Origin of the sequence: Pseudomonas mosselii, assembly GCF_003205295.1 — a bacterium.
Lineage (GTDB): Bacteria > Pseudomonadota > Gammaproteobacteria > Pseudomonadales > Pseudomonadaceae > Aquipseudomonas > Aquipseudomonas mosselii_B.
Genome location: NZ_QJRP01000025.1, coordinates 1 through 25498, shown reverse-complemented (window position 1 = coordinate 25498; position 25498 = coordinate 1). Strand labels below are relative to the sequence as shown.

Below are 25498 nucleotides of genomic sequence, written 5' to 3'. Positions count from 1 at the left end.
TTTCGCGACGCAAGGCCGCTCCTACAGATTGCGTGGAATTGCTACAGTGCTGCATCAGACTTGGAATGCGCATGGCGATAAAAATGCAGGATAGCCCTGCAGATTTGCCAATTGTGCAGGGTAATTTTGCATGACAGGATCGCTCGATCCGCCCGCGCATTCCAGGACTTCACTTGGAAAATCAATAACAAAGCAGGGAGACCGCGATGACCGCGCACGCTCAACCCTCGGCAACGGATCAGGTATTGGCCGAGGTCCGCAACCACATTGGCCACCTCACCCTCAACCGCCCCTCCGGCCTGAACGCCCTGACCCTGGAGATGGTGCGCAACCTGCAGCACCACCTCGACCAGTGGGCCCAGGACCCGCAGGTGCACGCCGTGATGCTGCGTGGCGAGGGGCCCAAGGGCTTCTGCGCCGGTGGCGATATCCGTTCGCTGCACGACAGCTACAAGGCCGGCGAGAAACTGCACGAGGACTTCTTCGTCGAGGAATACGCCCTGGACCTGTGCATCCACCGCTACCGCAAGCCGGTGCTGGTGCTGATGGACGGCTTCACCCTCGGCGGCGGCATGGGCCTGGCCCAGGGTTGCGACCTGCGCATCGTCACCGAACGCAGCCGCCTGGGCATGCCCGAAGTGGGCATCGGCTACTTCCCGGATGTCGGTGGCAGCTACTTCCTGCCCCGGGTACCGGGCGAACTGGGTATCTATCTGGGCGTCAGCGGCAGCCAGATCAAGGCTGCCGATGCCCTCCACTGCGGCCTGGCCGACTGGTACATCGACAGTGAAAAGCTCGCGGCCCTGGATGACGGGCTAGACCGCCTGACCTTCGGCGCCAACCCGCTCAAGGACCTGCAAGGCCTGCTCGCCAGGTTGGGCACCCAGACCTTGGCGGACGCGCCACTGGCGCAACTGCGCCCGGTGATCGACCACTTCTTCGCCCTGCCCGACCTGCCGAGCATCATCGAGCAACTGCGCGCCGTGACCATCGGCGACAGTCGTCAGTGGGCGCTGGACACCGCCGACCTGCTGGAAACCCGCTCGCCATTGGCCATGGCCGTGACCCTGGAACTGCTGCGCCGCGGCCGCCACCTGGCCCTGGAAGACTGCTTCGCCATGGAACTGCACATCGACCGCCAGTGGTTCGCCCATGGCGATATCATCGAAGGCGTGCGCGCCCTGATCGTCGACAAGGACAAGCAACCCCGCTGGAACCCGCCGACCCTGGCCGGTCTCACCGCCCAGCGGGTCGACCAATTCTTCGAAGGCCTGTGAGCCCGGGAGTACACAGATGCAAGACCTGGAACTGAGCGAAGAGCAGATCATGATCCGCGACATGGCCCGCGATTTCGCCCGCGGCGAGATCGCGCCCCATGCCCAGGCCTGGGAAAAGGCCGGCTGGATCGACGATGACGTGGTGCGCAAGATGGGCGAACTGGGCCTGCTCGGCATGGTCGCCCCGGAACAGTTCGGCGGCAGCTACACCGACTACGTGGCCTATGCCCTGGCGGTGGAGGAAATCTCCGCCGCCGATGGCGCCACCGGGGCGATGATGAGCATCCACAACTCGGTGGGCTGCGGCCCGCTGCTGGCCTACGGCACGCCCGAGCAGCAGCAGGACTGGTTGCCGCAACTGGCCAGCGGCGAGGCGATCGGCTGCTTCTGCCTGACCGAGCCCCAGGCCGGTTCCGAGGCCCACAACCTGCGCACCCGCGCCGAGCTTGTCGATGGCCAGTGGGTGATCAACGGCGCCAAGCAGTTCGTCAGCAACGCCCGCCGCGCCAAGCTGGCCATCGTCTTCGCCGTTACCGACCCGGAGCTGGGCAAGAAAGGCCTCTCGGCCTTCCTGGTGCCCACCGACAACCCAGGCTTCAAGGTCGACCGCAGCGAACACAAGATGGGCATCCGCGCCTCCGACACCTGCGCCGTGACCCTGGACAACTGCCGCATCCCGGCCGTCAACCTGCTGGGCGAGCGCGGCAAGGGCCTGGCCATCGCCCTGTCCAACCTCGAAGGCGGACGCATCGGCATCGCCGCCCAGGCCCTGGGCATCGCCCGCGCGGCCTTCGAAGCGGCGCTGACCTATTCCCGCGAGCGCATCCAGTTCGGCAAGCCGATCAACGAGCACCAGAGCATCGCCAACCTGCTGGCCGACATGCAGGTGCAGGTCAACGCTGCTCGCCTGCTGATCCTGCATGCCGCGCGCCTGCGCAGCGCCGGCAAGCCTTGCCTGTCGGAGGCCTCCCAGGCCAAGCTGTTCGCCTCGGAAATGGCCGAGCGGGTCTGCTCGATGGCGATCCAGGTGCATGGCGGGTATGGCTACCTGGAAGACTACCCGGTGGAGAAGTACTATCGCGATGCGCGCATTACCCAGATCTACGAGGGTTCCAGCGAAATCCAGCGCATGTTGATTGCGCGTGAGTTGAAGCATTATACGGTCTGAGGCAAGACATCAGGTTATATCCGCCCCTCTGTAGGAGCGGCCTTGTGCCGCGAAAGGGCCGCAAAGCGGCCCCGGCAATCTTTGCATTTACGCTGAAATCCCGGGGCTGCTACGCAGCCCTTTCGCGACGCAAGGCCGCTCCTACAGGGAACGCGTGCCCTTCATGAGATTTATTCGTCTCATATGATACAATTGTGGATATTTCGTCGCTGAATCCCGACTCGAGGTCCCACATGCGTAGAACCCTCCAGGAAGAGCGCCTGCTCAAGGCGCTGGCCCAGGCCATTGTCGTCCACCCCCGCGCCACTCTCAAGGAGCTGGCGGAAACCGCCGGGGTCAGCAAAGCCACCCTGCACCGCTTCTGCGGCACCCGCGACAACCTGGTGAAGCTGCTCGAGGACCATGGCGAGCAAGTGCTCAACCAGGTCATCCTCGAAGCCGACCTGGAACGCATCGAACCGCTGGCCGGCATTCGTCACCTGATCGCCGAACATCTCAAGCATCGCGAGTTGCTGATGTTCCTGATGTTCCAGTACCGCCCCGACACCTTGCTCAACGACGCCGAGGACCTGCGCTGGCAGGCCTATATCCAGGCCATGGACGCGTTCTTCCTGCGCACCCAGCAACTGGGCGTGCTGCGCATCGACATCAGCGCGGCGGTGTTCACCGAAATGTTCATGACCATGATCTACGGCATGGTCGATGCCGAGCACCGTGGCCGCGCCGCCAGCGCCAACACCGCGCAGACGATCGAGCAGCTGTTCCTCAACGGCGCCCGACCACAGGGCTGACGACTATCGATCGGTGCCGCCAGTCAGTTCCTCGATGCTGATCTCACGCATCCTGAACTTCTGTACCTTGCCGGTCACCGTCATCGGGAACGCGTCGACGAAGCGCAAATGACGCGGCACCTTGAAATGCGCGATGCGCGCCCGCGCCCATTCGCGCAGCTCGTCCGCGCCCAGCGCCTGCCCTGGGTGCAGGCGGATCCAGGCGACGATCTCCTCGCCATAGCGGCTGCAGGGAATGCCGATCACCTGCACGTCGGCCACCGCCGGATGGGTAAAGAAGAACTCCTCCAGCTCCCGCGGGTAGATGTTCTCGCCGCCGCGGATGATCATGTCCTTGCTGCGGCCGACGATGCGCACATAGCCTTCGTCGTCCATCACCGCAAGGTCACCGGTGTGCATCCAGCCATCGGCATCGACGCTCTCGGCGGTGGCCTTGGGGTTGTTCCAGTAGCCGAGCATCACGCTGTAGCCGCGGGTGCACAGCTCGCCGATCTCGCCGCGCGCCAGGGTAGCGCCTGCGCTGTCGATCACCTTGCTCTCCAGCCACGGCTGGGTCCGGCCGACGCTGGTCACCCGGCGCTCCAGGTCGTCGTCGGCGCCGGTCTGCAACGACACCGGGCTGGTCTCGGTCATGCCGTAGGCGATCTGCACCTCGCCCATGTGCATCTCGTCGATCACCCGGCGCATCACCTCGATCGGGCAGGTGGCGCCGGCCATGATGCCGGTGCGCAGGCTGCCCAGGTCGAACTCGTGGCGGCGCGGGTGGTCGAGCTCGGCGATGAACATGGTCGGTACGCCGTACAGCGCGGTGGCGCGCTCTTCTGCCACGGCCTGCAGGGTGAGCAGCGGGTCGAAGGCGTCGCTGGCGTAGATCAGGGTGCTGCCGTGGGTCATGCAGCCGAGGTTGGCCATGACCATGCCGAAGCAGTGGTACAGCGGCACCGGCACCACCAGCCGGTCGTGCTCGGTCAGCCCGAGGCTTTCGCCGACCATGTAGCCGTTGTTGAGGATGTTGTGGTGGCTGAGGGTCGCGCCCTTGGGGAAACCGGTGGTGCCGGAGGTGTACTGGATGTTGATCGGCTCGTGCCGGTGCAGGCTGGCCTGGCGTGCGGCCAACTGTTCAGCGTCGGTTTCGCCGGCGCGGGCCTGCAATGCCGACCAGGCCAGGAAGCCATTGGGGGGCGTGGCGGCCAGGCTGATGACCCCGCGCAGCTCGGGCAGGCGCGCGCTGTGCAGCTCGCCCGGGCGGCAGGCGCCGAGCTCGGGCGCCAGGTCCAGCAGCATGGCGTGGTAGTCGCAGGTCTTGAAGGCGTCGGCGCAGATCACCCATTGGCAGGCCGACTGGCTAAGGGCGTATTCCAGTTCACTGATACGGTAGGCCGGGTTGATGTTGACCAGGATCGCGCCGATCTTGGCGCTGGCGAACTGGGTGATGCACCACTCGGCGCAGTTGGGCGCCCAGATGCCCAGGCGGTCGCCGGCCTGCAGGCCCAGGTCCATCAGGGCGCGGGCGTGCTGGTCGACGGCCTCTGCCAGCTGCTGCCAGGTGTAGCGCAGGTGCTGGTGGCGGACCACCAGGGCCTCGCGGTCGGGGAAGCGGCCGACCGTGGCGTCGAAGGCGTCGCCGATGCAGTGGGTAAGCAATGGAGTGGCTTTTGAGCCTTGGGTATGGCTGGGCTGGGGCATAGGGGCTCTCTTGTTGTGCGATCCCTGTAGGAGCGGCCTTGTGCCGCGAAAGGGGCGCGCAGCGCCCCCGGCGATTTCAGCGTCACAGCGAGAATGGGGCTGCTTTGCAGCCCTTTCGCGGCACAAGGCCGCTCCTACAAGGGGGATGTGCAGCCCCGGGCCGCTAGCGGATGAACACCTGCGGCGTGGTGGTCGACATGTCGCCACCAGGCAGCTTGATGTTCTTCACCTTCTCCAGCGTGTTCGGGTCGAACACCGCCAGGTCGTTGAAGGTGCCGCCCAGGTAGAGCTTGTCGCCGGCCTTGTCGAAGGTCACGCAGTAGTAGGTATGGTCGAGATTGGCGGCCTTGACCAGTTTCTTCTGCTGGATGTCGTAACGGGCCAGGCGGTTGAGCACGCCGTACATCTGGTTCGGGTCCTTCGGCGAGCGCAGGCCGGTGAAGTACAGCTCGGTCAGCTCGGCGAACTCCTGGGTGTGGGCCTTGCCAGTCTTCAGGTCGATGCTCAGGTAGCCGTACAGCGGCTCGGCGGTGGCCGGGTCCTGCTTGGCATCCTTGAACTTCGCAATGGTGTAGAGCATCGAGAACTCATGCCGCGAACTCTGGTGCGGCCAGAAGTACAGTACGTCTGGCGCGCTGTAGCCTGGGCGGTTCCAGCTGCGCAGCGGCAGCGCGACGCTGTACTTGCCGGTCTTGACGTCAAGCTTGTAGATGTCCGGCCCGGCCACGTACAGGCTGCCATCGTCGGCGGCGCGCATCAGGTAGACCTGGCGCGGCATCGGGAAGCTGCGCACGGGCTTGGCGTCGAGGCCGTCGCTGGTGCGAAACACCTCCAGACGCGGCGGTTTGACCACGTAGTGGTCGTTCATGCGCTGGCTCGGGTTGACCGTGGCGTAGACCTCCTTGCCGTCGGGGCTGATGGCGAAGGAGTACATGGCCTTGGCGACCTCGCCCGGCACGCTGGAGAGGTTGGCGTGGAAGGTGGTCTTGCAGCTGTCCAGGTCGATGCCGTAGATATCGGCGAAGTGGTTGTTCAGCACGTAGGCGGTGCGGTTATCCGGCGCCATCATCGCCGTGCCGGGGCCGAACGAATCGGGCATGCGACAGGTCTTGTACAGCGTGTCGCTGGCCACCTCGACCACATGCAGGTTGTTCGGGTAGTTGGTGGCGATCAGGTATTCATGGCCCGCCTTCAAGGCCGGGCCTGCATCATCTGCCTGGGCCGCCCAGGCGCAGATCGTGGCAGCAATGGTGAGCGCGAGCTGCGCGCAGAATCCAGCTTTCATGCGGTTTCCCCTTGTCATTCTATTTGTCTTTCGGGAATACGGTGCCGAGGTTGCGCCAGTCTTCGGCGGAGTTGCTCGCCTGGGCGTTCCAGTCCTGGTAGGTGCTCATCATGTCCGGCACCTGGGCCGGCCACCAGCAAGGGTCGGAGCAGCCGTAAAGGTCGGCCTCCATCGGCTGGCACAGCGAGCTGACGCCGCCGAAGGCATCCACTTCCCAACCCGGGTCGGTGGTGGCGGTGCAGCCGGCCACGGCGCTCATGGCCAACACTTCGTCGACGCGGTCTTCGGCGGCGGCTTGTTCGAGGATACGCGCCTTGTTGTTCAGCGGTTTGAGGTGCTTCATGTCAGTGCGCCTTCCTGGGAGTGATGTAGCGATCGATGAAGGCCGGGTTGGCGGCCATGATGCGGCTGTAGACCTCGATGCCGAAGTCGACCCAGTCGCGCATCAGCTCGCAGTAGTGGTAGGTCGGGTGCTGCGGATCGCCGTAGCGGGCGTAGCTCTCGTGGTAGCAGCCGCCGGAGCACAGGTTGCGGATGCGGCAGCTGTCGCAGCCGGTGCCGCTGCGGTCCAGGCGCTGCGAGAGAAAGTCATTGAGCTGCGCCTGCTTCACGCCCTGGTGCACGTTGCCGAAGGTCGGCAGGCTGGAACCGGTGAAACGGTGGCACAGGTTCAGCTCGCCCTCGTGGTCCACCGCCAGCATCTTCAGCCCGGCCCCGCACGGCAGGGCCTTCTTGTGACCCTCGTGGATATCGGTGATCAACTGGTGCAGGTTGGAGAAACCGATGTTGCGGTGCTCCAGCGCCGCCTCCAGGTAGCGCCGGCCCAGGGCCTTCATGTTGGCGAACACCTGCACCAGCTCGTCGCCTGTGAGGTTGAAGTCGGCCATGTCGCCGGAGGTCACCGGGGCGAAACCGACCTCGGCGAACCCCAGGTCGTTGAACAGATGGTTCCAGATGGTCTCGACGTCGGTGATGCCACGGGTCAGGGTGACCCGCGCCCCCACCGGCCGGCTGCGGTAGCGCGACAGCAGCATGTCGGCCTTGCGCCGCACCACGTCATAGGTGCCCTGCCCGCCCACGGTGATACGGTTGCGGTCGTGCACGGTCTTGGGCCCGTCGATGCTGACCGACAAACCGAAACGATGAGCGTCGAGCCAGTCGACGATTTCCTCGGTGAGCAAGGTGGCGTTGGTGGTCATGATGAACTCGACCTGCTTGCCTACCTCGGCGAAGCGCCGCTCGCAGTAAGCCACCATGTGCTCGATCAGCGCCCGGTTGGACAGCGGCTCGCCACCGAAGAACACCACGCTGTAGCGCTGCTCGTCGGGCGACTCCTTGAGCAGCATCTCCACCGAGGCCTCGGCGGTGGCCGTGTTCATCTTGCGCCCGGCCGACGGCTTGTCGAGGTCTTCCTTGTAGCAGTAGGTGCAGCTCAGGTTGCAGCCGGTGTTGACGTTGAGCACCACGGTGTTCAGCGCCGTGCGCTCGACCTGTTTCAGGGCGATCTCCGGCGTCAGCGGCGAGCCGTCGCTGACCACCTCCAGGGCGATCAGCTCGCGCAGGGTTTCCTCGATGTCCTGCCCGGAAAACTGCTGGCCGAGGCGTTGCATCAGCTCCTCGGCGGAGCAGCCCTGGCGGCGCAAGGTGTCGATGATGCCGCCGGTCACCGCGTCAGCGGCGAACAGCGAACTGCTGGGGATATGGAACAGCATGCGGTCGGCATCCACCTGCACTTCGTGCAGGTTGCGTTCGACCAGGTTCAGTAGTGCGCCCATGGCGACCTCTCGGGATTCGATGCGTCAGTTGATGCCTATGGCAGTGGCGGATTGTTCCAGCGTTGCACGGTGACGATCATGTGCCCCTCGCCCTGCTGGCCGCCGTCGGCGAGGGTGGCGATCACCTTCAGGTTGCCGGCGTTGTTGGTCATCATCTTGCGCGCGGGGTTGGGCCCTGCCCCGCCCGGCACGAACACGCCATCGGCCTGCATCTGCCCGGCGAACCGGACGTCCTCGTCCTCGACCGCGCGCTCATTGAACGGCTCGACCTTCCAAGTGGCCGGCAGGTAGCCGATGCGCAGCGGCTGGCCGCTGGCGTCCTTGCCCCAGGCCTCGGCCTCGAAGCGGCCCTGGACCTTGGGCACCGAGGCGCCGTTCTCGCCGATGCGGGCAATGGAGAATGCCGGCACCACCTTGACCTCCTCGACCTTGTCGTACACCGCCAGTTGCACGCCCTTGAGCGCGCCCACCGCGACCTCGCGCTGGCCAGCGGCGGCGTCCCTGGCGGCACGTGCCTTGACCCGGATCAGCGTCGGCGTCGACTCAAGCACCTCGGTCACCTCGACGCCCGCGCCCAGGTCGGGCTTGCCGGACAGGTCGCTACCCACCAGGGTGATCTCGCTGTCGCTGCCGGCCTTGATGAACGCCGGCTGCACCGCCAGCAGGCGGCCCTGGCCGGCCTTGGCGGCACTGAAGTCCAAGCCACGCTCGTCGTGATCGGCCTCGAACATGCGGCCCTTCATCTGGCCGTCGATGGCGGCGAACACCTGGCGCAGGTTGGCCTCGCCGACCTTGACGTTGCCGCGCCACTCATAGCCGTTGTAGAGGATCGCCGAGCCGCTGCCGTTGAACGGCGTGCCATCGGCATAGGCGCCCTTGAGTTCGACCTTGAAGGTGTCGCCCTGCTCGGCGCTGACCGTCATCACCCCGCGCACGTCGCCCTTGGCCAGCATGTGGCCGCTGAACGCCCATTGCCCGGCCAGGACCTTGGACTCGGGCCGCGCCTTGAGCCACTCGGCCCAGGCCGTATTGTCGAGGGGGAAGCGCTTGGCCAGGTCCGGCACCATCTGCTTGAGGGCGATGTCCAGCCAGTCGCGGTCGCGGGCCTGGGCCTGGTATTCGAGGGACGGCCACTGGCCGAGGTGGAAGTTGACCAGGTGTTCCCATTCCTTGGCCGGACGCCGCTGCAGGGCGACCCGGGCACCGGAGTGGCAGCGCCCGCACATCTGGCTGAGCTGATCGTCGAAGTGCTCGACGGTGTTCAGCCGGCGCTCCATGGCGTAGCGCACGCCCTCGGTCTCGCTGGGCGCCAGGCCCTGCTTGTCGGCCAGGTACTTGACCAAGGTGCGGCGGTCGTCGTCGCTGATCGAAAGGCCATGCATCACCTGCATGCGGGCGATGCTCATCAGCCAGCCTTCCGGGGTCTTGCGCTGGTGGCTGATGCGGCTGTAGCTGTCGTTGCCTTCGGGGATATGGCAACCCATGCACTTGTTCTGCAACAGGCTCGGGCCCTGCTCGGCCGCCATGGCCTGGGCGGCCAGCAGTGCGGTGGCGACCAGCGCCAGTGTGCCCGCCTGCCGCCGGAGTCGAGTCGTCTTCAAGGTCAGACCTCCACGGTGTTGTTCTTATCGTTATTCGCACGCTTGGGTACAGCGGTGTGCATGTGACAGTTGCGATACATGAAGTGTGCCAGTTGCAGCAAAAATGTTTTGGATCAGTGAGTTGCCCTGGTTTTGCGGGTAAGGGACAGCGTTTCGGGTTGTAGGTGAACGTCCCATTTCGCGACTGGGTGTTTCACCTTGAGACACCCGTCCCAGCACCCGTGGACCTGTGTCACATGACGTCTCACCCGATCTCAATATGCAACAGATCAACCCTGATTCGTTTCACTCCCAATCAGGCAAAAGCCACCGCTAGCCGGGCCTTGCCCGGCATCCGAGTCCCTTGGCACGCCCATTGCCCCAGCCCTGGTCACAACCATGACAAGAGGCACCGCCCCATGCATTCCGAACTGCCGATCCTCCCCGCCACACGCGACTTCCTCGCACGCAAGCTCAGGATGCGCATCGGCGCCGACTGGCAGGACGCCGCCAGCGGTCGCACCATGACCTTGCGTAACCCGGCTACCGGCGAGGTCCTCGGCGAGGTGCCCGCGGCCGAGGCGCAGGACGTGGACCGCGCCGTGCAGGCCGCCCGCCAGGCGTTCGAGCAGTCGGCCTGGAGCCGCCTGCGCCCACGCGAGCGGCAGAACCTGCTGTGGCGCCTGGCCGACCTGATGCAGCGCGATGCCCGGGAGCTGGCCGAGCTGGAATGCCTGAACAACGGCAAGAGCGCCGCCGTGGCCCAGGTAATGGACGTGCAATTGGCCATCGATTTTTTGCGCTACATGGCCGGCTGGGCCACCAAGCTCGAAGGCAGCACAGTCGAGCCCTCGCTGCCGCTGATGCCCGACGATGAGTTCCACGGCTTCATCCGCCGCGAAGCGGTCGGCGTGGTCGGTGCCATCGTTGCCTGGAACTTCCCGCTGCTGCTGGCCTGCTGGAAGCTCGGCCCGGCCCTGGCCACCGGCTGCACCGTGGTCCTCAAGCCTGCCGACGAAACTCCGCTGACCGCGCTGAAACTCGCCGAACTGGTGAACGAGGCCGGTTACCCGGACGGTGTGTTCAACGTGATCACCGGCACCGGGCTGAACGCCGGCGCCGCCCTTAGCCGCCACCCGGGCGTGGACAAGCTGACCTTCACCGGCTCCACCGAAGTCGGCAAGCTGATCGGCAAGGCCGCCATGGACAACATGACCCGCGTCACCCTGGAGCTGGGCGGCAAGTCGCCGACCATCGTCCTGCCCGACGCCAACTTGCAGGAAGCCGCCGCCGGCGCCGCCACGGCGATCTTCTTCAACCAGGGCCAGGTGTGCTGCGCCGGCTCCCGGCTGTACGTGCACCGCAAGCACTTCGACAACGTGGTAGCCGATATCGCCGGCATCGCCAACGCCATGAAACTGGGCAACGGCCTGGACCCCACCGTGCAGATGGGGCCGCTGATCTCGGCCAAGCAGCAGGACCGGGTCACCGGCTACATCGACCTGGGCCGCGAACTGGGCGCGACCATCGCCTGCGGCGGCGAAGGCTTCGGCCCGGGCTACTTCGTCAAGCCGACGGTGATCGTCGACGTGGACCAGCACCACCGCCTGGTGCAGGAGGAAATCTTCGGCCCGGTGCTGGTGGCCATGCCGTTCGACGACCTCGACGAGGTGGTGCGCATGGCCAACGACAACCCCTACGGGCTGGGCGCGAGCATCTGGTCCAACGACCTCGCCGCGGTGCACCGGATGATCCCGCGGATCAAGTCCGGGTCGGTGTGGGTGAACTGCCACAGCGCGCTGGATCCGGCGCTGCCGTTCGGCGGCTACAAGCTCTCCGGCGTCGGCCGCGAGATGGGCGCGGCGGCGATCGAGCACTACACCGAGCTGAAGTCGGTGTTGATCAAGCTCTGAGTCTTCCTGCAGCGGCCTCTTCGCGGGTAAACCCGCTCCCACAGGATTCGCTGATCCCTGTGGGAGCGGGTTTACCCGCGAAGAGGCCGCAACAGACCTTACAGAACACACAATAAAAACATGGAGCACACCATGACGCACAAGCTCGCCTGCACATTGGCCCTGCTGCTGGCCCCCCCCCTCACCCAGGCCCATGAACTCTACAACAACGCCGGCACCACCCTGAACGCCAACCTCGAAGCCCTGTTCGGCGTCTTCCACAGCGACGAGAGCTTCGATCAGTTCGGCAACCGCCAGCCCGGCAGCAGCAACTGGCGCGAGGGCTACGTCAAGTACGGCCTGAGCGCCAACCAGGCCCTGGCCGACAGCGGCACGCTGTACGGTGCCTTCAGCCTGCTCAGCTCGGCCACCTGGGGCGATGGCGATGCCGCCGGCTTTACCCTCGGTGACGAACGTCGCACCGGCGTCGAGGATGCCTACCTCGGCTGGCGCTCAGGCAGCCTGTTCCCGGCCCTCGGTGAGGATGGCATCGATGTCTCCGGGGGGCGCCAGGTCATCACCCTCGGTGACGGCTTCCTGATCCAGGGCGACCCGGTCAATGCCGGCAATGTCGACCTGGGCGCCGATTTCGACCGTGGCGGCGGCTACTACCTGGCGGCGCGCAAGGCCTTCGACCGCACCGCCGTGCTGCGCCTGGGCGGCAAGCAAGGCTGGCGTGGCGACCTGATGTGGCTCAAATCAGACAACCCGTTCCAGGCCGACACCTCCATGGCGGTGGCCAACCTCGAGCATGTCAGCGATGCGGGCACCGTGGGCCTGAGCTGGATCCACGGCCTGGATGTCGACCGCCGCTACGCCGAGATCCTCGGCCTGGAACACCGCGACGGCATGGACACGGTGAGCCTGCGCGGGCGTGGCAACCTGGGGGTGAAGGACCTGGAGCTGGCCGCCGAGTACGTCACCCAGGACCGCACCGGCGGGCGCGAGAACGCCTGGTACCTGGAGGGCAACTGGACCTTCTGCGCACTGCCCTGGTCGCCCACCGCCACCTACCGCTACAGCCGCTTCTCGGAGCATTTCGACCCGCTGTTCTATGGCCTGAGCCGAGGCTACGGCACCTGGTTCCAGGGCGAGGTGGCGGCCAACTACGCCGGGCCCTTCAACAGCAACACCCAAGTACACCATGTGGCGCTCAAGGCCACGCCGCGAGAGGGCCTGACCGTGGGGGCGCTGTACTTCGACTTCGACACGCTCAAGACCGACCAGGGCAACCTGGGTGGGCGCGAGGTGGACCTGTATGTGGAATGGATGGTCAACGAGCACTGGCTGATCAGCCCGCTGGTGGGGTTCTATACCCCGCAGCGCAGTGCGCAGGATGGCGGCGTGCAGTTGGGTGGCCGGGAGAGCGGGACCTACCTGCAGCTGGTGGTCGGGACCTTCTTCTGATTCCAGATCATGGGGCCGCTGCGCGGCCCTTCGCGGCACAAGGCCGCTCCTACAGGGGACCGCGAACACCTGTAGGAGCGGCCTTGTGCCGCGAAAGCGGCTGCGCAGCAGCCCCACAGTCTCAAGGACACCCCTGCTCCAACAACCACCGCCGCACCATCATCTGCTGCTGTGCAGGCCGATCACGCAACAACGCCTGCAGCGACAGCCCCGCCTGCACCCCACGGACCACGGGCGCCAACTCAACCCCTTGCAAGTGCCACACCCCCAACGGCTGGTCTGCCGTCACCACCACCTCGGCCTCCTCCACGAAGCCATTACGCAACACCGGCCGACGCTCCACCGTCACAGCGCTCCAGGCGGCCTGGGCATGGATCGGCTGCGTATCCGGCCATTCGCGGCGCGCAGCCCAGAACGCGGCCGTCGCCCGCGACTGCTCCTGATCGTGGAAATCCCGGCCAATACGGGCAAAGCGCAGGAACAGCTGCTCAATCCGTTCCTGGTGAAAGCGCAGCGCCTGGGCCGCGTGCTCAGGCCGCTGCAACAAGGTGTTGATCACCACCGGCGCCTGCAAGGCCGATGACAACGACTGGAAGATCCCGTTACCCGACAGCGGGTCTACCGCCATCGCCGCATCCCCCACTCGCAGCCAATCATCGCCTGCGCAGGCGCCGGCCAGGATCGCCGTGCTGCTGCGCGCATGCACCTGCGCAGGGGCGAAGGCCTGCTCATCGAACAGCTGCGCCACCAGCGCCGAACCACGCCGACGCTCGGCACAGTATTCGGGCAAGGCCGCCTTGCCCGGCAGCTGCGCCGCCGTCGCATCCAGCGTCACCTGCCAGTAGCAACGGCCATCGGCCAGTCGCGCCATCCAGGCCCAGCCGTCGTCCAGGCTCTCCACCGCAGAGGCCGGCGTGCCGGGCGCGGCCTGCCAGAGGTTGAGCAGGCTGACGGTCTCCGGCCCGCGCAGGCGACACTTGCTCAACGGGGCCTGGCGACCACGGGCCTCGACCAGGAACTCGCCGTGCAGGGTGCGACCGTCGTCCAGGTGTAACCGGTACCCCTGCCCCCGCGCCACCTCGCGCACACGCCCTTCGATCAGCTCGACACCGGCGCGGCGCAGGTCGTCGCGCAGGGCCTGGTCGAAACGCTGGCGATCGAGCAGGCATTCCTGGTTCGGTTGCAGCCGCTCGCCGTTCCAGTGCACCTGACGCGTGGCCGGCGTGGTGGCCTCGGCCAGGGCGGCGCCCAGGCCTGCATGACGCAGGCCCTCCAGCACCCGCTGCGACACGCCTTCCACCGCGGCGAAGCGGCGCCAGTCGGACACCACCGTGACGGCATAGCCCATTCGCCGCAGCCCCAGCGCCGTGGCTGCGCCGGCAGGTCCGGCACCGAGTATCAGGATGCTCGATTCAGGCATTGATCGGCCCCTTGCGCTCAGGGCCGGCGAACGCAGCATGGGTTTTCAGCCACCGCAACAGCGCCTCCTGGGTCATGCCGGGCTCCTCGCGCAGCAGGGCCGCCACCCGGCCGCTGAATGCGGCGCAGGCCAGGCTGGCGCCTGCCCCGCCATCGCTGCCGACCGCCGCGCCGAAGTCGGCCTGGGCCGTGTCCAGCCACGACCACTGCCCGGCAGCGCAGCGGGCATCGCCGGTCACGCGGATGACCCCAGGGTAGCTGGCCGGGTACACCGGCTCGCCCCGCGCCGGGCTGGAGGCGCACAGCAGCACCCCGGTGGCCACGGCCTCGGCGCAGGCCTGGCGCAGCACCGGGCGGTCCTGGCGCAGGCCCAGGCTCAGGTTGACCACGCTTGCGCCGGCTTCCACCAGCCACAACAGACCAGCCGCCACCTGCAAGGCACTGGTGCAGCCCTGCCCGGCGAACACCTGGGCCAGCAGCACGGGCTGGGCGCCGGACTCGGCGCGCAGCCTCGCCAGCACGGCGCTGCCATGGCCCAAGGCGTCCGGCAGCAAGTCACCCTCGCGCAACATACCCTCTTCGAGCCAGAAGCGTCGCGCATCCAGCAGGCCGGTTGCCTGCTCCGGCGAGCAGCCGCTGTCGATCACGCCAATCCATGGTTCAGCGGCCATGGTTGACGGGCTCCTTGCTGCGCAACTGCCCGCCGTGCAGCTCAAGGTGCAGGTCAGCATCAGCGAGGGTTGAGGCGCGGTGGCTGATGAGGATCCGCGTGCGCCCGGCGAACAGCTGGTCGATGGCGGCGATGACCTCGCGCTCGGTGGCTTCATCCACAGCCGAAGTGGCTTCGTCCAGCACCAGGATCGCCGGCTGCTGCAGCAGCGCCCGGGCGATGGCAATGCGTTGCTTCTGCCCACCGGACAGCTGCTGGCCACGCTCGCCCAGCAAGCCGTCGAGCCCCAGCGGCAGGCTCTGTACCAGGCTCTCCAGGCGGGTCAGGCGCACCACCCGCTCGAGGTCGTCACGGCTGGCCTGGGGCGTGCTGTAGGCCAGGTTCTGCGCCAGGGTGCCGCGAAACAGCACGATGTCCTGGCTGACCACGGCGATGCGTCGCCGCAGGGCTTGCAGGTCCAGCTCGCGCAGGTCGACGCCATCGAGCAGGACGCGTCCGCCATCGGGGTCGTAGAAGCGTTGCAACAAGTCGATCAGCGTCGACTTGCCGACGCCAGAGGCGCCACTGATGGCGACCTTGGCCCCGGCCGGCAGGCAGGCATCGACCTGGTCCAGCACCTGGCCCTGGCGCCCGTCGTGGGCGAAGCACACCGCGTCCAGGCGCAGCTCGCCGGGCCCCTGCGGCATGGGTTTGGGATCATCCGCCTCGCGCACCGCGACCGCCTCCTGCTTGAGCTCCATCACCCGCCCCAGGCTCACGGCCATCCGCTGCACCGCCACGTACAGGCCCAGCAGGCTCTGCACCGGGCCGACGGCCATGCCCATGTAGGTGGAGAACGCGATCAGCGCGCCCAGCTGCCAGGTCCCCTGGATCACCCACCAGCCGCCGACCAGGAACGCGCACGCCCGGCACCAGGAGGTCAGGGTGCCGGGCAGCGCCTGGGTGAAGAACTCGGTGACCTGCACCTTGAGCAACTGCCCCATGTAACCCTGCCCCAGCCGGTCGAGGCGTTCGGCCTCGCGCTGCTGCTGGCCGGCGGCCTGGATGAACTTCATTGCCGGCAGCGTCTCGACCAGGAACGACGACACGTCCGCCGAGCGCTCGCGCAGGCTGCGCACCTCGCGCTCGACCTTGCGCCGCATCCAGCGCAGCCACAGCACCTCAAGCGGAATCAGCAGCGCCAGCAGCAGCGACAGCTGCCAGGACAGCATCAGCATCAGGGCCACCGCGCCGACCAGGCCGATCAGCGCCGACACCGCCGAGAACAGCGAGTCCACGGCAAAACGCTGGATCTCGGCGACGTCGCCGTCCAGCCGCGACAGGATGTCGCCGGTGCGCCGCCGCCCGTAGAAAGTCGGTGACAGCCGTTGCAGGTGGCGGTACAGGTCGTCGCGCAGGGCGAACAGGATGCGCCCGGACAGCCGTGTATGCAGGTAACGGTTGACCCCCGCCAGCACGGTGCCGAGCAAGCCGGCGACGATCATGATCGCCGCCATGTGCCAGAGGGTTTGGTAGTCCTTGGCCAGCAGCCCCTCGTCGATCAGCGTCTTGACCAGCCAGGGTTGCGCCAGGGCCAGCAGCGAGGCGCCCAGGGACAGCGCCAGCAGCACGCCGATGGCGCCACGGTGTGGACGCACAAAGCCATACAGCCAGGCCAGCGCCTGACGCATCAGCGCCGGGTTGCTGGATTCGATCAGCCGGGAAAACAGTCCGCCCATGGCTCAACCACGCAGTTGCTTGAGCTTGCGGTACAGCGTCGCGCGGCTGATGCCCAGGGCCTCGGCCGCTGCAGAGACATTGCCCTGATGGCGGGCCAGGGCAGCGCGGATCAGCTCCAGCTCGTTGTCGCGCAGGCTGCCGGACGGCGCGGCGCCGCTGGCCAGTTCATCGAGCAGGCAGTCGGTGAGATGGTCGAGGGTCAGCACCTGCTCGCCCTCCTCACGCATCGCCAGGGCGGTGCGCACCACCATCTCCAGTTGACGGATGTTGCCCGGCCAGTCGAAGTTCTCCAGCAGCGCCACCAAGGGCGCATCGAGGCTCACGCCCCTGGCCCCGGACTTGTCCAACAGGCCCTGGATGAGCGTCGCCAGGTCGTCGCGCTCGCGCAGTGCCGGCAGGCGCAGGGATACGCCGTTGACCCGATAGTAGAGGTCTTCGCGAAACTGCTGGTCGGCGACCAGTCGCTTGAGATCACGGTGGGTGGCGCAGATCAGCGCCACGTCGATGTCCTGCTCGTCGCCGGCCCCCAGCGGCGCCACCCGGCGCTCCTGCAGGACACGCAGCAGACGGGCCTGCAAGGCCAGGGGCATGTCGCCGATCTCGTCGAGGAACAGCGTGCCGCCATGGGCCTGCATCAGTCGCCCGACCATGCCGCCACGGCGCGAGCCGGTGAAGGCGCCCTCACGGTAGCCGAACAGCTCGGACTCGATCAGGCCCTCGGGAATCGCCGCGCAGTTGACCGCCACGAACGGCTTGTCGGCCCGCGGGCCGGCCTGGTGCAGGGCACGGGCGGCGACTTCCTTGCCGGTGCCGGTTTCGCCCAACAGCAGCACCGGCAAGCCATTGGCCAGGCCCTGACGGGCCATGCGCAGGCCCCGTGCCAGGCGTGGGTCACCACCGGCCAGGGCCTCCAGGGCCTGGGCCTTGGCCGGTTCGGCCGGCCTGGCGGCGGGCGTAGGACCACTGATACGGCCATGCCGTGGCAGTTGCAAGGCACGGAAGAAGAATTCGCCCTTGGCGGTCTGCACGCTGCTGACACCGCCCTGCCACAGGCGGGCGATGAATGCCGGCGAACGCTCGCCCAGCAGGTCGCTGCTGCGCCGCCCAAGCAGTGTCTGGCGCGGCATCTGCAGCAACTGGCAGGCATTGTCGTTGGCCGCCAGCACCTCGCCTTCCAGGCTCAGTGCCAGCAGGCCCTGCCAGGCGCTGGCCAGGTACTGCGGCCGACTGTGGAAGGCCAGCACCAGGTGCTCGGGGTGATACAGCCCGAACAACCGGCTTTCGATATTGCCGGCGGCCAGCAGCAGCGTGGAAAGGCTGTCCTGGGGCTGGGCCATGACGCCTTCGCGGGTCACGTCGAGCACGCCGATCACTTCGCCGCACGGGTCACGCAGGGGCACCGAGGTGCAGGAGAACGGGCTGAGCCGGTCGAGATAGTGCTCGCCGCAGTTGATCAGGGTCGGCTGACCCTCGACCACCGCCGTGCCGATGGCGTTGGTGCCGCGCAGGGCTTCGCTCCAGCAACTGCCCGGGTGCAGGTCGCGCAGGCCCTCGCGCGCGAGCACGTGCTTCTGGCCCTCGATGGCCAGCACGTTGGCCTGGGCATCGCCGAGGATGACGATGCCGCTCTTGCCCTGGCGCTTTACCAGGTAATCCAGTTCGGGGGTGACCGCGTCGATCAGCAGGCGGTTGTGCTCCAGCAGCGCGCGCAGGTCCAGGCCATGGCGGATGCCCAGGCCCACCTGCTCGCCCTGCAGGCAGTCCAGGCCGTGGCCAAGGCTGCGGCGCCAGGAGGCGTCGATCTCATCACGCAACATGCCGCAAGGCAGCTCGCCTTCGCTGGCCAGCTTCAGGCGGACCAGGCGGGATTGCTGCAGCGGGTCGTTGGCGGTTGTTGTTGGAAGTTGTCGCGCCATTGCGTGCTCCAGGGGTGCCCCGCACGGGCGGGGCAATGGGCATCGGATTTTTCGGCAGTGTGCGTCAGATTTGCCGCCGAGTCATCAGGTGTACCACGATCTCCCAGGCGCAGAAACTTTCGCGGCGAACAGCTGGCAGCTCTGGCCCCATTCCCCAATCCTGGGTCCCTCCGCCCACCCGCCATACCTCGCCGAACACTTGCCAGAAGCGCTGAAACCCCTGACCCAGAGCCCTTCAACCTCCCCCTGAAAAACCTGGCACAACAGTTGCCGATGCCTCTGCAGACGCCCCAACCCATGGGCCCGTTTGCAGGAGGAAGCAACTCATGCACCGACCGACTCCCCACCCGCTGGCCGTGGCGATCTTCGCCGGCCTGCTCCAGCTACCGGCCCAGGCTGCGCTGTATGCGGTCGACAGCGGTCCGTATACCCTGCCTACCGGCAAGTTCCCCGCCTGGTACCAGGACAGCCATGGCCGGGTGCTCGACCTGTGCCTGTCCAAGGCGGTGAGCTCACGGGTCGCCGGTGCCCCCGGCGCACCTTCGTACATGTGCACGCTGCTGCCCACACCCGGCGTGTTCGACGATACCCAACCGATCGTCTTCCCCAGCAACTTCCCCGACGAGGCCTTCTGGTTCACCGCCGACGCCGCCATCGTCGATGCCGCCCGCGGCATCGACCTGAGCTTCGGCTCGGCCATCGAGGCTGCCTTCGCCGCCGAGGAACCGGTGGATGGCGACCAGGTCAGCTTCGCCCGGGTGCGCATCCGCGTCGATGTGCCGGTGGCCGGTACCTACACCATCACCCACCCCTACGGCGTCGACGTGTTCGACGTGCCGGCGGGCGGGCGCCGGGCGATCAACATGACCCGCGACATCGGCATCGGCTCTCCCGGCGACTACAGCGGCGCGCTCAAAGGCGACGTCGGGCCTTTCCTGCGCAGCGTCAACGGCCCCTACACCGAAACCAACCCCGGCACCGGTGCCAGCGAGCGCTACATCGGCGACCCGAACCTGGAAGAGCCGGTCACCGGCAGCCCGTTCAACACCAACTTCGTGCGCATCGAAGGCCCCAACGGCCTCGACCTGCGCACCGAGCTGTTCGCCATTTCCGGCAAGCTGTCCACGGTCAACCGGCCGACGCCGTTGATCCCGCAGCGCAGCACCTACTCGCGGCACACCGTCAACGGCGACCTGCGGGCCCAGCAGGATGTGTTCGTCATGGCGCCGCCGGCGCCGGCCACGGTCACCCTGACCAGCCAGACGCCGAGCCTGCCCCTGGGCGAGGCCAATGGCACCGGTGCCTGGTACGCCCAGTCGGCGCTCAACCCGACCCTGCCGCTGACCCTGCAGGTGACCGCCGACAACAGCCTGGCCATCGCCACCAGCACACCGACCAGCGCCGCCATGCCGCTGACCGACCTGGTGACCATCAGCCGCGCCGAATACAGCCTGGCCAGCGGCCAGTTGACCCTGGTTGCCAGCAGCAGCGACGAGACCAGCCCGCCCGCCCTCACCGCCCGCACCGGCAACGGCGCGCTGATCGGCAACCTGAGCGGCAACGGCGCGGTCAAGTCCCTGACCACCGGGCTGTCACCCATCCCGCCTGCGCAGGTGCAAGTCACCAGCAGCCACGGCGGCAGCGACAACGAAGACGTGGTGCTGGTGCCATGAACAGACACCGCCTTCAAGGAGGCCGCATGAATACTTGGTCGCGTCGGGCGCTGTGCGCCGCCGGTTTCACCCTCACCGTCAGCAGCGCAGCCTGGGCCGCGCTGAGCGAGGTCGATCCGGGCCCCTATACCTTCGCCACCGGGGGTTACCCGATGTGGTACAAGGACGCCAACAACCTTGCCCTGGAACTGTGCCAGTCACGCGCCACCAGCTCGCGGGCACCGGGCGCGCCAGGCGCCCCGGCCTACATGTGCACCCTGCTGCCCGAGCCCGGGGTCTACGACGACGCCCTGCCGCTGGTGTTCCCGGACAACTGGCCGCCGGAGATGTTCTGGTTCCTGGCCGAGACCGAGATCCCGCAGGTGGGCAACAGCGGCTACGAGCTGGAAGTCTATGTCGCAGGCCTCGAGGCGGCCTTCGCCGCCGAGAACCCGGTCAACGGCGACCAGCAGAGCTTCGCCCGCATCCGCATCCGTGCCTCGGTGCCGCGCACCGGCACCTACACCATCACTCACCCGTTCGGGGTCGAGACGGTCAACGTGACCACCGCCGGCCGGCGGGCGATCAACATCACCCGCGACATCGGCATCGGCGCGCCGGGCAACTTCAGCGGCGCCCTGAATGGCAACCTCGGCCCGTTCCTGCGCGGTGTCGGCGGCCCGTACACCGAGGTCAACCCGGACACCGGCGCCACCGAGACCTTCGTCGGCGACCCGAACATCACCGAGGCGGTGACCGGCAGCCCTAACAACACCAACTTCGTGCGCATCCAGGGCCCGGCAGGGACCATCCAGACCAACGTCTTCACCGTCTCCGGCAAGGTCCTCGACCAGCGCCAGCAGACCCCGGTAACGCTGGAACGCGCAACCTACCAGCGCAACGCCGCCGGCACCCGCGTCGAGGTCTTCGCCAAGGCGCCGAACAGTGCCAGCCTGTGCCTGCGCAACGGCCTGGCGCTGATCGGCTCGCCGCCGTCACCGTGCCAGTTCAGCATGCTCGCCGACAACAACGGGCTGTTCTTCAGCCAGCAGTTGAGCCAGGCCGTGCCACCGTCGGTGGTGGTGGTCACCGCCAGCAGTCCGGCCGGCACCACGCGGCCGACGGCGCTGTCGAGCAAGCTCAGCGACGTGGTCAAGGTCGGCACCGCACGCTACGACTGGAGCGCCAAGCGCTTGCTGGTCGAGGCCCGCTCCAGTGATGAAGTGGTGGTACCCGACCTGCTGGTACAGGGTTTCGGGCGCATGTCCAAGTCCGGCGTGCAGCAGAGCCTGACGGTCAACGATCTGGCCCAGCCACCCGCCAGCATCACCGTCAAGTCGGCCCATGGCGGTGTCGACGTGGAGCCGGTGGTGGTGGTCGGCAATGCCCCGGTGCCAGCCGAGAACCAGGCCCCGGTGGCCCAGGCCGATAGCGGCAGCACCAGTGTCGGGGTGCCGATTACCCTCAACCTGCTGGCCAACGACAGCGACCCGGACGGCAACGTGCCGTTGAGCATCACCGACCTCACCCAGCCGGGTACCGGCCTGGGTGGCGTGGTACTCAACGGCACCACCGCGGTGACCTACACCCCGCCGACCGGCGCCACCGCGCCAGTGGTGGCGACCTTCAGCTACCGCGCCCAGGACGCCAAGGGCCTGAAGTCGACCCCGGCCACGGTGACCGTCAACGTCGCGCCGAACCGTCCACCAAGCGCGGTGGCCGACAGCGTCGCCACCCTCGGCGTGCCACTGACCATCAATGCCCTGGCCAACGACACCGACCCGGAAGGCAACCTGCCGCTGACCATCGCCAGCGTCACCCAGCCGACCCCGGCCGGGCGCGGCACGGTCAGCACCGACGGCAACGTGATCACCTACACGCCGCCGGCCACGGTGAGCGCGGCCTTCACCACCAGCTTCAGCTACATCGCCCGTGACTCGATCGGCGCCACCTCGACGCCCGGCACGGTCACCGTGCAGGTGTCGCCACGACCGGCCCAGGAGACCTTCGCGGTCACCGCGGCGACGGTCACGGCGCGCTCGAACAACCGCTTCAACTGGGATATCAGCGGCACATCCTCGGTGACCACCGGCAACACCATCACCGTGCGCGTGACCACCACCACCGGCGTGCAGACCCTCGGTACCACCACCGTGCCGGTCACCGGCCGCTGGCGCCTGACGGTGAGCAACAGCACGACCTTGGTGCCCACCGCCGCGCCGACCGCCACGGTGACCAGCAGCCAGGGCACCACGCGCACGGTCAACGTGGTGGTGCAGTAAACGGAGGGATGCCATGAACGCCCTGTACCCACTGCTGCTGAGCCTGGCCCTGACCGGCCAGGCCCTGGCCGACGACCTGATGGACAACGCCGACCTCGCCGTCGGCAGCGACCTCGGCGAGCCGCTGGTGCTGCGCCTGCTGCCGACCGCTGCCGGCCAGGTTGCGGTGATCGAGCAGCTGGGCACGGGCAACCGCGCCGCCCTCGACCAGAACGGCCAGGCCCTGCTGGGCCGGATCGTCCAGGCCGGGAGCGCGCAGGAGGCGTACATCCTGCAGGAAGGCAGCGACCTGACGGCCGCGATCAGCCAGCAGGGCCAGGGCAACAACGCCACGATCCGCCAGAACGGCAGCGACAACAGCGCCGCCATCGAGCAGATCGGCAACCACAACAGCGCCACCATCGACCAGCGCGGCACGGGGCTGAACAGCACCGTGACCCAGGCCGGCAACGGCCAGCAGGTCCATGTCACCCAATACCGCTAGGCCCAACACGACAGATCTGGAGGCAACACCATGCACAAGCTCGCCCCCCTGAGCGCTGCCATCGTCCTGGCCCTTGCCGGCCAGGCCATGGCCGACGACAGCGTTTCGACCCAGAACCAGCAAGGCGCCCAGAACATCGCCGAGGTCAAGCAATCGCAAGCGCCTTTTGCCTCGGCCACGCAGAACCAGACCGGCCATGACCACAACCACATGGCGTTGCAGGACGCCAGCACCAGCCACATCCAGCAGAGCGCCACCGGCTCGTTCAACGCCGGCTACGCCGAGCAGCTGTACGAGAACGGCAGCCAGATCACCCAGCATGCCGGCGGCGAGCTCAACGATGCATTCGCCAGCCAGTCGGTGGGTGAAAACAACGAGGCGCTGCAGATCCAGGCCGGCAGCGGCAACCAGTCGATCATCTGGCAGGACACGCAGACCGGCAGCAAGGCCACCACCCTGCAGTCGGGCTTTGGCAACAGTGCCACCGTCGAACAGCTGTTCGGCGGCAGCAACAACAAGAGCTCGATCATGCAAGGCGGCACCGACAACCAGGCCGCCGCCGAGCATCTGACCCACCAGGACGGCGATATCGCCATCTACCAGGAGGGAAAGCAGAACTGGGCCTACGGCGACCAGCGCGACGGCCTGGGCGGCACCATCGGCATCGACCAGTACGGTACCGGCAACTCGGTTGAAGTGTGGCAGGACAACCAGGCCGCCAGCCAGGCCGGTGTCTACCAGAACGGTCATGCCAACGAAGGCTACATCGACCAGAGTTTCGGCCAGGACAACAGCGCCGGCCTGAGCCAGACGGGCCGTGGCAACGCCAGCTGGTCGGACCAGTACGAGACCAATCAGGCAGTGACCAGTATTTCGCAAGTGGGCAACAACAACCTGCACTTCACCTACCAGACCGGTGACAACCACAGCCTGACGATCAGCACGGTGGGCAACGCCAACAAGATCATGGCCAGCAACTGGAAGGGCGAGAAGTCCGGCGGGCAGTTCGGCGTCGGGCAGCAGGCGCAGATCAACCAGGTAGGTCATGGCAACGGGGTCAATATCACCCAGGAAGGCAACGCCCAGGTCGCGCGGCTGAACCAGAACGGCAACCGTAACCAGATGGAGACCCGCCAGGCCGACAGCAACAACGAGCTGTACTTCGAACAGAATGGCAGTGACAACCTGCTTATCGCCGACCAGCGGGGGACTGGCAACTATGCCGAGGGGTTGGCTGCTGGTAGCGGCGGCAGCATTACCGTCGAGCAGTCGGGTAGTGGCAACCAGAGCTACACCTACCAGCTGCAGGGGTATGGGAACGAGGCGACCATCAAGCAGGCCGATGGGGTCAACCTGGCCTACGTGACTCAGGCGGGGAATAACAACCAGGTGTTTGTCGACCAGAGCGGTGCGAGTCAGACGGCCAATATTACGCAGTATGGTAATGCCAATATGGCGACTGTTACCCAGCAGTGACGGGCTCCCCCTTGGACCGCGGTGTTGGTTCTCCCTGGCGCTGCGGTTCCTTTTTTTTTGGGGGGTGTGGGTTCTGGTTCTGGTTCTGGGATGGTTGTTTTGATATTTTTATGCGCATTCGTAGAAGATAACGACATTTAGTCACCTTTCCGCCCTTACGGCGGGTTACTTTGGTCTTGGCCAAAGTAACCAAAGCCGCCCCGCTCCATTCATCCGGCCCCTACGCTGCGCTCCGGGGTTCCCTCGCTCCGTTCTTGCTCCCGGGAGGACCGCGCTGAACGCCCCATCCTGGGGCGCAGCGCTTGACGGCCATCCATGGCCGTCACCTCCCTCCGCAAGAACTCCGCTCGGCCTCCTGAAGTCGCAATTGGTGTTGCCTGGACTATCGCGCGCTTAGAAGCAAGAGCAAGAGCAAGAGCAAGAGCAAGAAGCGCGAAGTTAGTTGTTAGACCAGTATTTATGTATTGGCTGTTCCGGCCCTTTCGCGGGGCAAGCCCGCTCCTACAGAGATCTATATAACGACGGCTATTGCGTGGGAGCGGGCTTGCCCCGCGATGCGTTCGAGAGATTAATTAAATTTAAACTAGCGACAGCTGCGCCAGTCCAGGCGCCGCTCGTAACTTCGCGACTTCAGGAGGCCGAACGGAGGTCTTGCGCAGGGAGGTGACGGGCATGGATGCCCGTCAAGCGCTGGGGCCCAGGATGGGCCCTGCAGCGCGGTCCTCCCGGGAGCAAGACCGGAGTGAGGGGACCCGGAGCGAAGCGGAGGGCCGGATGAATGGAGCGAGGATTTTTTGGTGACTTTTTGATCCTTCAAAAAGTTACCCGCCGTTGAACTGACCCCCGAAAGTTGGACACCTGATCCCCAACCGGAGGGTGTTCCATGACGAAATACAACCTGGCACTCAAGCAGGCACTCATCGAAGAGTGCCTTTCTGCCCGCAGTGTTCATGAGGTGG

The 25498-nt window shown here is 66.7% G+C and carries 18 protein-coding genes; 9 read left to right on the top strand and 9 right to left on the bottom strand.

Going from position 1 to position 25498, the window contains the following annotated elements; all coding sequences use genetic code 11:
* Positions 1-206 precede the first annotated feature (206 nt).
* From DMX06_RS19770 to DMX06_RS19760, 3 genes are all read left to right on the top strand, one after another.
* Entirely contained in the window at positions 207-1277 is a 1071-nt protein-coding gene (locus DMX06_RS19770; RefSeq protein WP_110738999.1) for an enoyl-CoA hydratase/isomerase family protein, read from the top strand.
* A 16-nt stretch (positions 1278-1293) separates the two neighbouring features.
* The gene (locus DMX06_RS19765) at positions 1294-2445 is read left to right on the top strand and encodes an acyl-CoA dehydrogenase family protein (protein ID WP_110738998.1); all 1152 of its coding nucleotides are present in this window, start codon (positions 1294-1296) and stop codon (positions 2443-2445) included.
* 233 nt (positions 2446-2678) lie between these two features.
* Positions 2679-3236: a TetR/AcrR family transcriptional regulator gene (locus DMX06_RS19760; protein ID WP_110738997.1), complete on the top strand. Its 558-nt coding sequence runs from the start codon at positions 2679-2681 to the stop codon at positions 3234-3236.
* Between the two features lie 3 nt (positions 3237-3239).
* Here the strand turns inward: DMX06_RS19760 and DMX06_RS19755 are convergent, their stop codons facing one another.
* The 5 genes from DMX06_RS19755 to peaA form a co-directional block, all read right to left on the bottom strand.
* Positions 3240-4922 carry an AMP-binding protein gene (locus DMX06_RS19755; RefSeq protein ID WP_110738996.1) on the bottom strand — a complete coding sequence of 561 codons (1683 nt, stop codon included), beginning with the start codon at positions 4920-4922 and terminating at the stop codon, positions 3240-3242.
* A 163-nt stretch (positions 4923-5085) separates the two neighbouring features.
* On the bottom strand, positions 5086-6207 hold the full coding sequence (gene peaD / locus DMX06_RS19750) for a quinohemoprotein amine dehydrogenase subunit beta (RefSeq protein ID WP_110738995.1): 1122 nt from the start codon (positions 6205-6207) through the stop codon (positions 5086-5088).
* A 19-nt stretch (positions 6208-6226) separates the two neighbouring features.
* Positions 6227-6550, bottom strand: a complete 324-nt coding sequence (gene qhpC / locus DMX06_RS19745; RefSeq protein WP_028692088.1) for a quinohemoprotein amine dehydrogenase subunit gamma — start codon at positions 6548-6550, stop codon at positions 6227-6229.
* A gap of 1 nt (position 6551) precedes the next feature.
* Complete coding sequence (gene peaB, locus DMX06_RS19740) at positions 6552-7982, bottom strand: quinohemoprotein amine dehydrogenase maturation protein (protein WP_110738994.1); 1431 nt, start codon at positions 7980-7982, stop codon at positions 6552-6554.
* Between the two features lie 35 nt (positions 7983-8017).
* The gene (peaA, locus tag DMX06_RS19735) at positions 8018-9583 is read right to left on the bottom strand and encodes a quinohemoprotein amine dehydrogenase subunit alpha (protein WP_110738993.1); all 1566 of its coding nucleotides are present in this window, start codon (positions 9581-9583) and stop codon (positions 8018-8020) included.
* Positions 9584-9981: 398 nt separating this feature from the next.
* On the opposite strand from peaA, the gene DMX06_RS19730 reads away from it, so the two are divergent.
* The gene (locus DMX06_RS19730; RefSeq protein WP_110738992.1) at positions 9982-11475 is read left to right on the top strand and encodes an aldehyde dehydrogenase family protein; all 1494 of its coding nucleotides are present in this window, start codon (positions 9982-9984) and stop codon (positions 11473-11475) included.
* A 132-nt stretch (positions 11476-11607) separates the two neighbouring features.
* Entirely contained in the window at positions 11608-12921 is a 1314-nt protein-coding gene (locus DMX06_RS19725; protein WP_110738991.1) for a hypothetical protein, read from the top strand.
* Positions 12922-13042: 121 nt separating this feature from the next.
* Here the strand turns inward: DMX06_RS19725 and qhpG are convergent, their stop codons facing one another.
* The 4 genes from qhpG to DMX06_RS19705 are packed head-to-tail and all read right to left on the bottom strand — an operon-like array spanning position 13043 to position 18645.
* Positions 13043-14341 carry a flavin-dependent monooxygenase QhpG gene (qhpG, locus tag DMX06_RS19720; protein WP_110738990.1) on the bottom strand — a complete coding sequence of 433 codons (1299 nt, stop codon included), beginning with the start codon at positions 14339-14341 and terminating at the stop codon, positions 13043-13045.
* Positions 14334-15011, bottom strand: a complete 678-nt coding sequence (gene qhpE / locus DMX06_RS19715; protein ID WP_110738989.1) for a subtilisin-like serine protease QhpE — start codon at positions 15009-15011, stop codon at positions 14334-14336. The genes qhpG and qhpE overlap by 8 nt, the downstream gene beginning before the upstream one ends.
* Complete coding sequence (locus DMX06_RS19710) at positions 15001-16728, bottom strand: ABC transporter ATP-binding protein (protein WP_110738988.1); 1728 nt, start codon at positions 16726-16728, stop codon at positions 15001-15003. Before DMX06_RS19710 ends, qhpE begins: the two co-directional genes overlap by 11 nt.
* 3 nt (positions 16729-16731) lie before the next feature.
* On the bottom strand, positions 16732-18645 hold the full coding sequence (locus DMX06_RS19705) for a sigma-54-dependent Fis family transcriptional regulator (protein ID WP_110738987.1): 1914 nt from the start codon (positions 18643-18645) through the stop codon (positions 16732-16734).
* A 326-nt stretch (positions 18646-18971) separates the two neighbouring features.
* On the opposite strand from DMX06_RS19705, the gene DMX06_RS19700 reads away from it, so the two are divergent.
* Genes DMX06_RS19700 through DMX06_RS19685 form a run of 4 tightly spaced genes read left to right on the top strand, consistent with a single transcriptional unit; the run spans position 18972 to position 24539 of the window.
* The gene (locus DMX06_RS19700; protein ID WP_110738986.1) at positions 18972-20318 is read left to right on the top strand and encodes a hypothetical protein; all 1347 of its coding nucleotides are present in this window, start codon (positions 18972-18974) and stop codon (positions 20316-20318) included.
* A 26-nt stretch (positions 20319-20344) separates the two neighbouring features.
* Complete coding sequence (locus DMX06_RS19695; RefSeq protein ID WP_110738985.1) at positions 20345-22579, top strand: Ig-like domain-containing protein; 2235 nt, start codon at positions 20345-20347, stop codon at positions 22577-22579.
* Between the two features lie 13 nt (positions 22580-22592).
* The gene (locus DMX06_RS19690) at positions 22593-23063 is read left to right on the top strand and encodes a curlin (RefSeq protein ID WP_110738984.1); all 471 of its coding nucleotides are present in this window, start codon (positions 22593-22595) and stop codon (positions 23061-23063) included.
* A gap of 30 nt (positions 23064-23093) precedes the next feature.
* Entirely contained in the window at positions 23094-24539 is a 1446-nt protein-coding gene (locus DMX06_RS19685) for a curlin (RefSeq protein ID WP_110738983.1), read from the top strand.
* Positions 24540-25498: the final 959 nt, after the last annotated feature.

Coding starts and splice junctions, on each gene's coding strand:
- DMX06_RS19765 (WP_110738998.1), top strand. CDS start 1,294: ATGCAAGACCTGGAACTGAGCGAAGAGCAGATCATGATCCGCGACATG.
- qhpG (WP_110738990.1), bottom strand. CDS start 14,341: ATGCCTGAATCGAGCATCCTGATACTCGGTGCCGGACCTGCCGGCGCA.
- DMX06_RS19690 (WP_110738984.1), top strand. CDS start 22,593: ATGAACGCCCTGTACCCACTGCTGCTGAGCCTGGCCCTGACCGGCCAG.
- DMX06_RS19700 (WP_110738986.1), top strand. CDS start 18,972: ATGCACCGACCGACTCCCCACCCGCTGGCCGTGGCGATCTTCGCCGGC.
- qhpC (WP_028692088.1), bottom strand. CDS start 6,550: ATGAAGCACCTCAAACCGCTGAACAACAAGGCGCGTATCCTCGAACAA.
- peaB (WP_110738994.1), bottom strand. CDS start 7,982: ATGGGCGCACTACTGAACCTGGTCGAACGCAACCTGCACGAAGTGCAG.
- DMX06_RS19695 (WP_110738985.1), top strand. CDS start 20,345: ATGAATACTTGGTCGCGTCGGGCGCTGTGCGCCGCCGGTTTCACCCTC.
- qhpE (WP_110738989.1), bottom strand. CDS start 15,011: ATGGCCGCTGAACCATGGATTGGCGTGATCGACAGCGGCTGCTCGCCG.
- DMX06_RS19760 (WP_110738997.1), top strand. CDS start 2,679: ATGCGTAGAACCCTCCAGGAAGAGCGCCTGCTCAAGGCGCTGGCCCAG.
- DMX06_RS19710 (WP_110738988.1), bottom strand. CDS start 16,728: ATGGGCGGACTGTTTTCCCGGCTGATCGAATCCAGCAACCCGGCGCTG.
- peaD (WP_110738995.1), bottom strand. CDS start 6,207: ATGAAAGCTGGATTCTGCGCGCAGCTCGCGCTCACCATTGCTGCCACG.
- DMX06_RS19770 (WP_110738999.1), top strand. CDS start 207: ATGACCGCGCACGCTCAACCCTCGGCAACGGATCAGGTATTGGCCGAG.
- DMX06_RS19685 (WP_110738983.1), top strand. CDS start 23,094: ATGCACAAGCTCGCCCCCCTGAGCGCTGCCATCGTCCTGGCCCTTGCC.
- DMX06_RS19705 (WP_110738987.1), bottom strand. CDS start 18,645: ATGGCGCGACAACTTCCAACAACAACCGCCAACGACCCGCTGCAGCAA.
- DMX06_RS19725 (WP_110738991.1), top strand. CDS start 11,608: ATGACGCACAAGCTCGCCTGCACATTGGCCCTGCTGCTGGCCCCCCCC.
- DMX06_RS19755 (WP_110738996.1), bottom strand. CDS start 4,922: ATGCCCCAGCCCAGCCATACCCAAGGCTCAAAAGCCACTCCATTGCTT.
- DMX06_RS19730 (WP_110738992.1), top strand. CDS start 9,982: ATGCATTCCGAACTGCCGATCCTCCCCGCCACACGCGACTTCCTCGCA.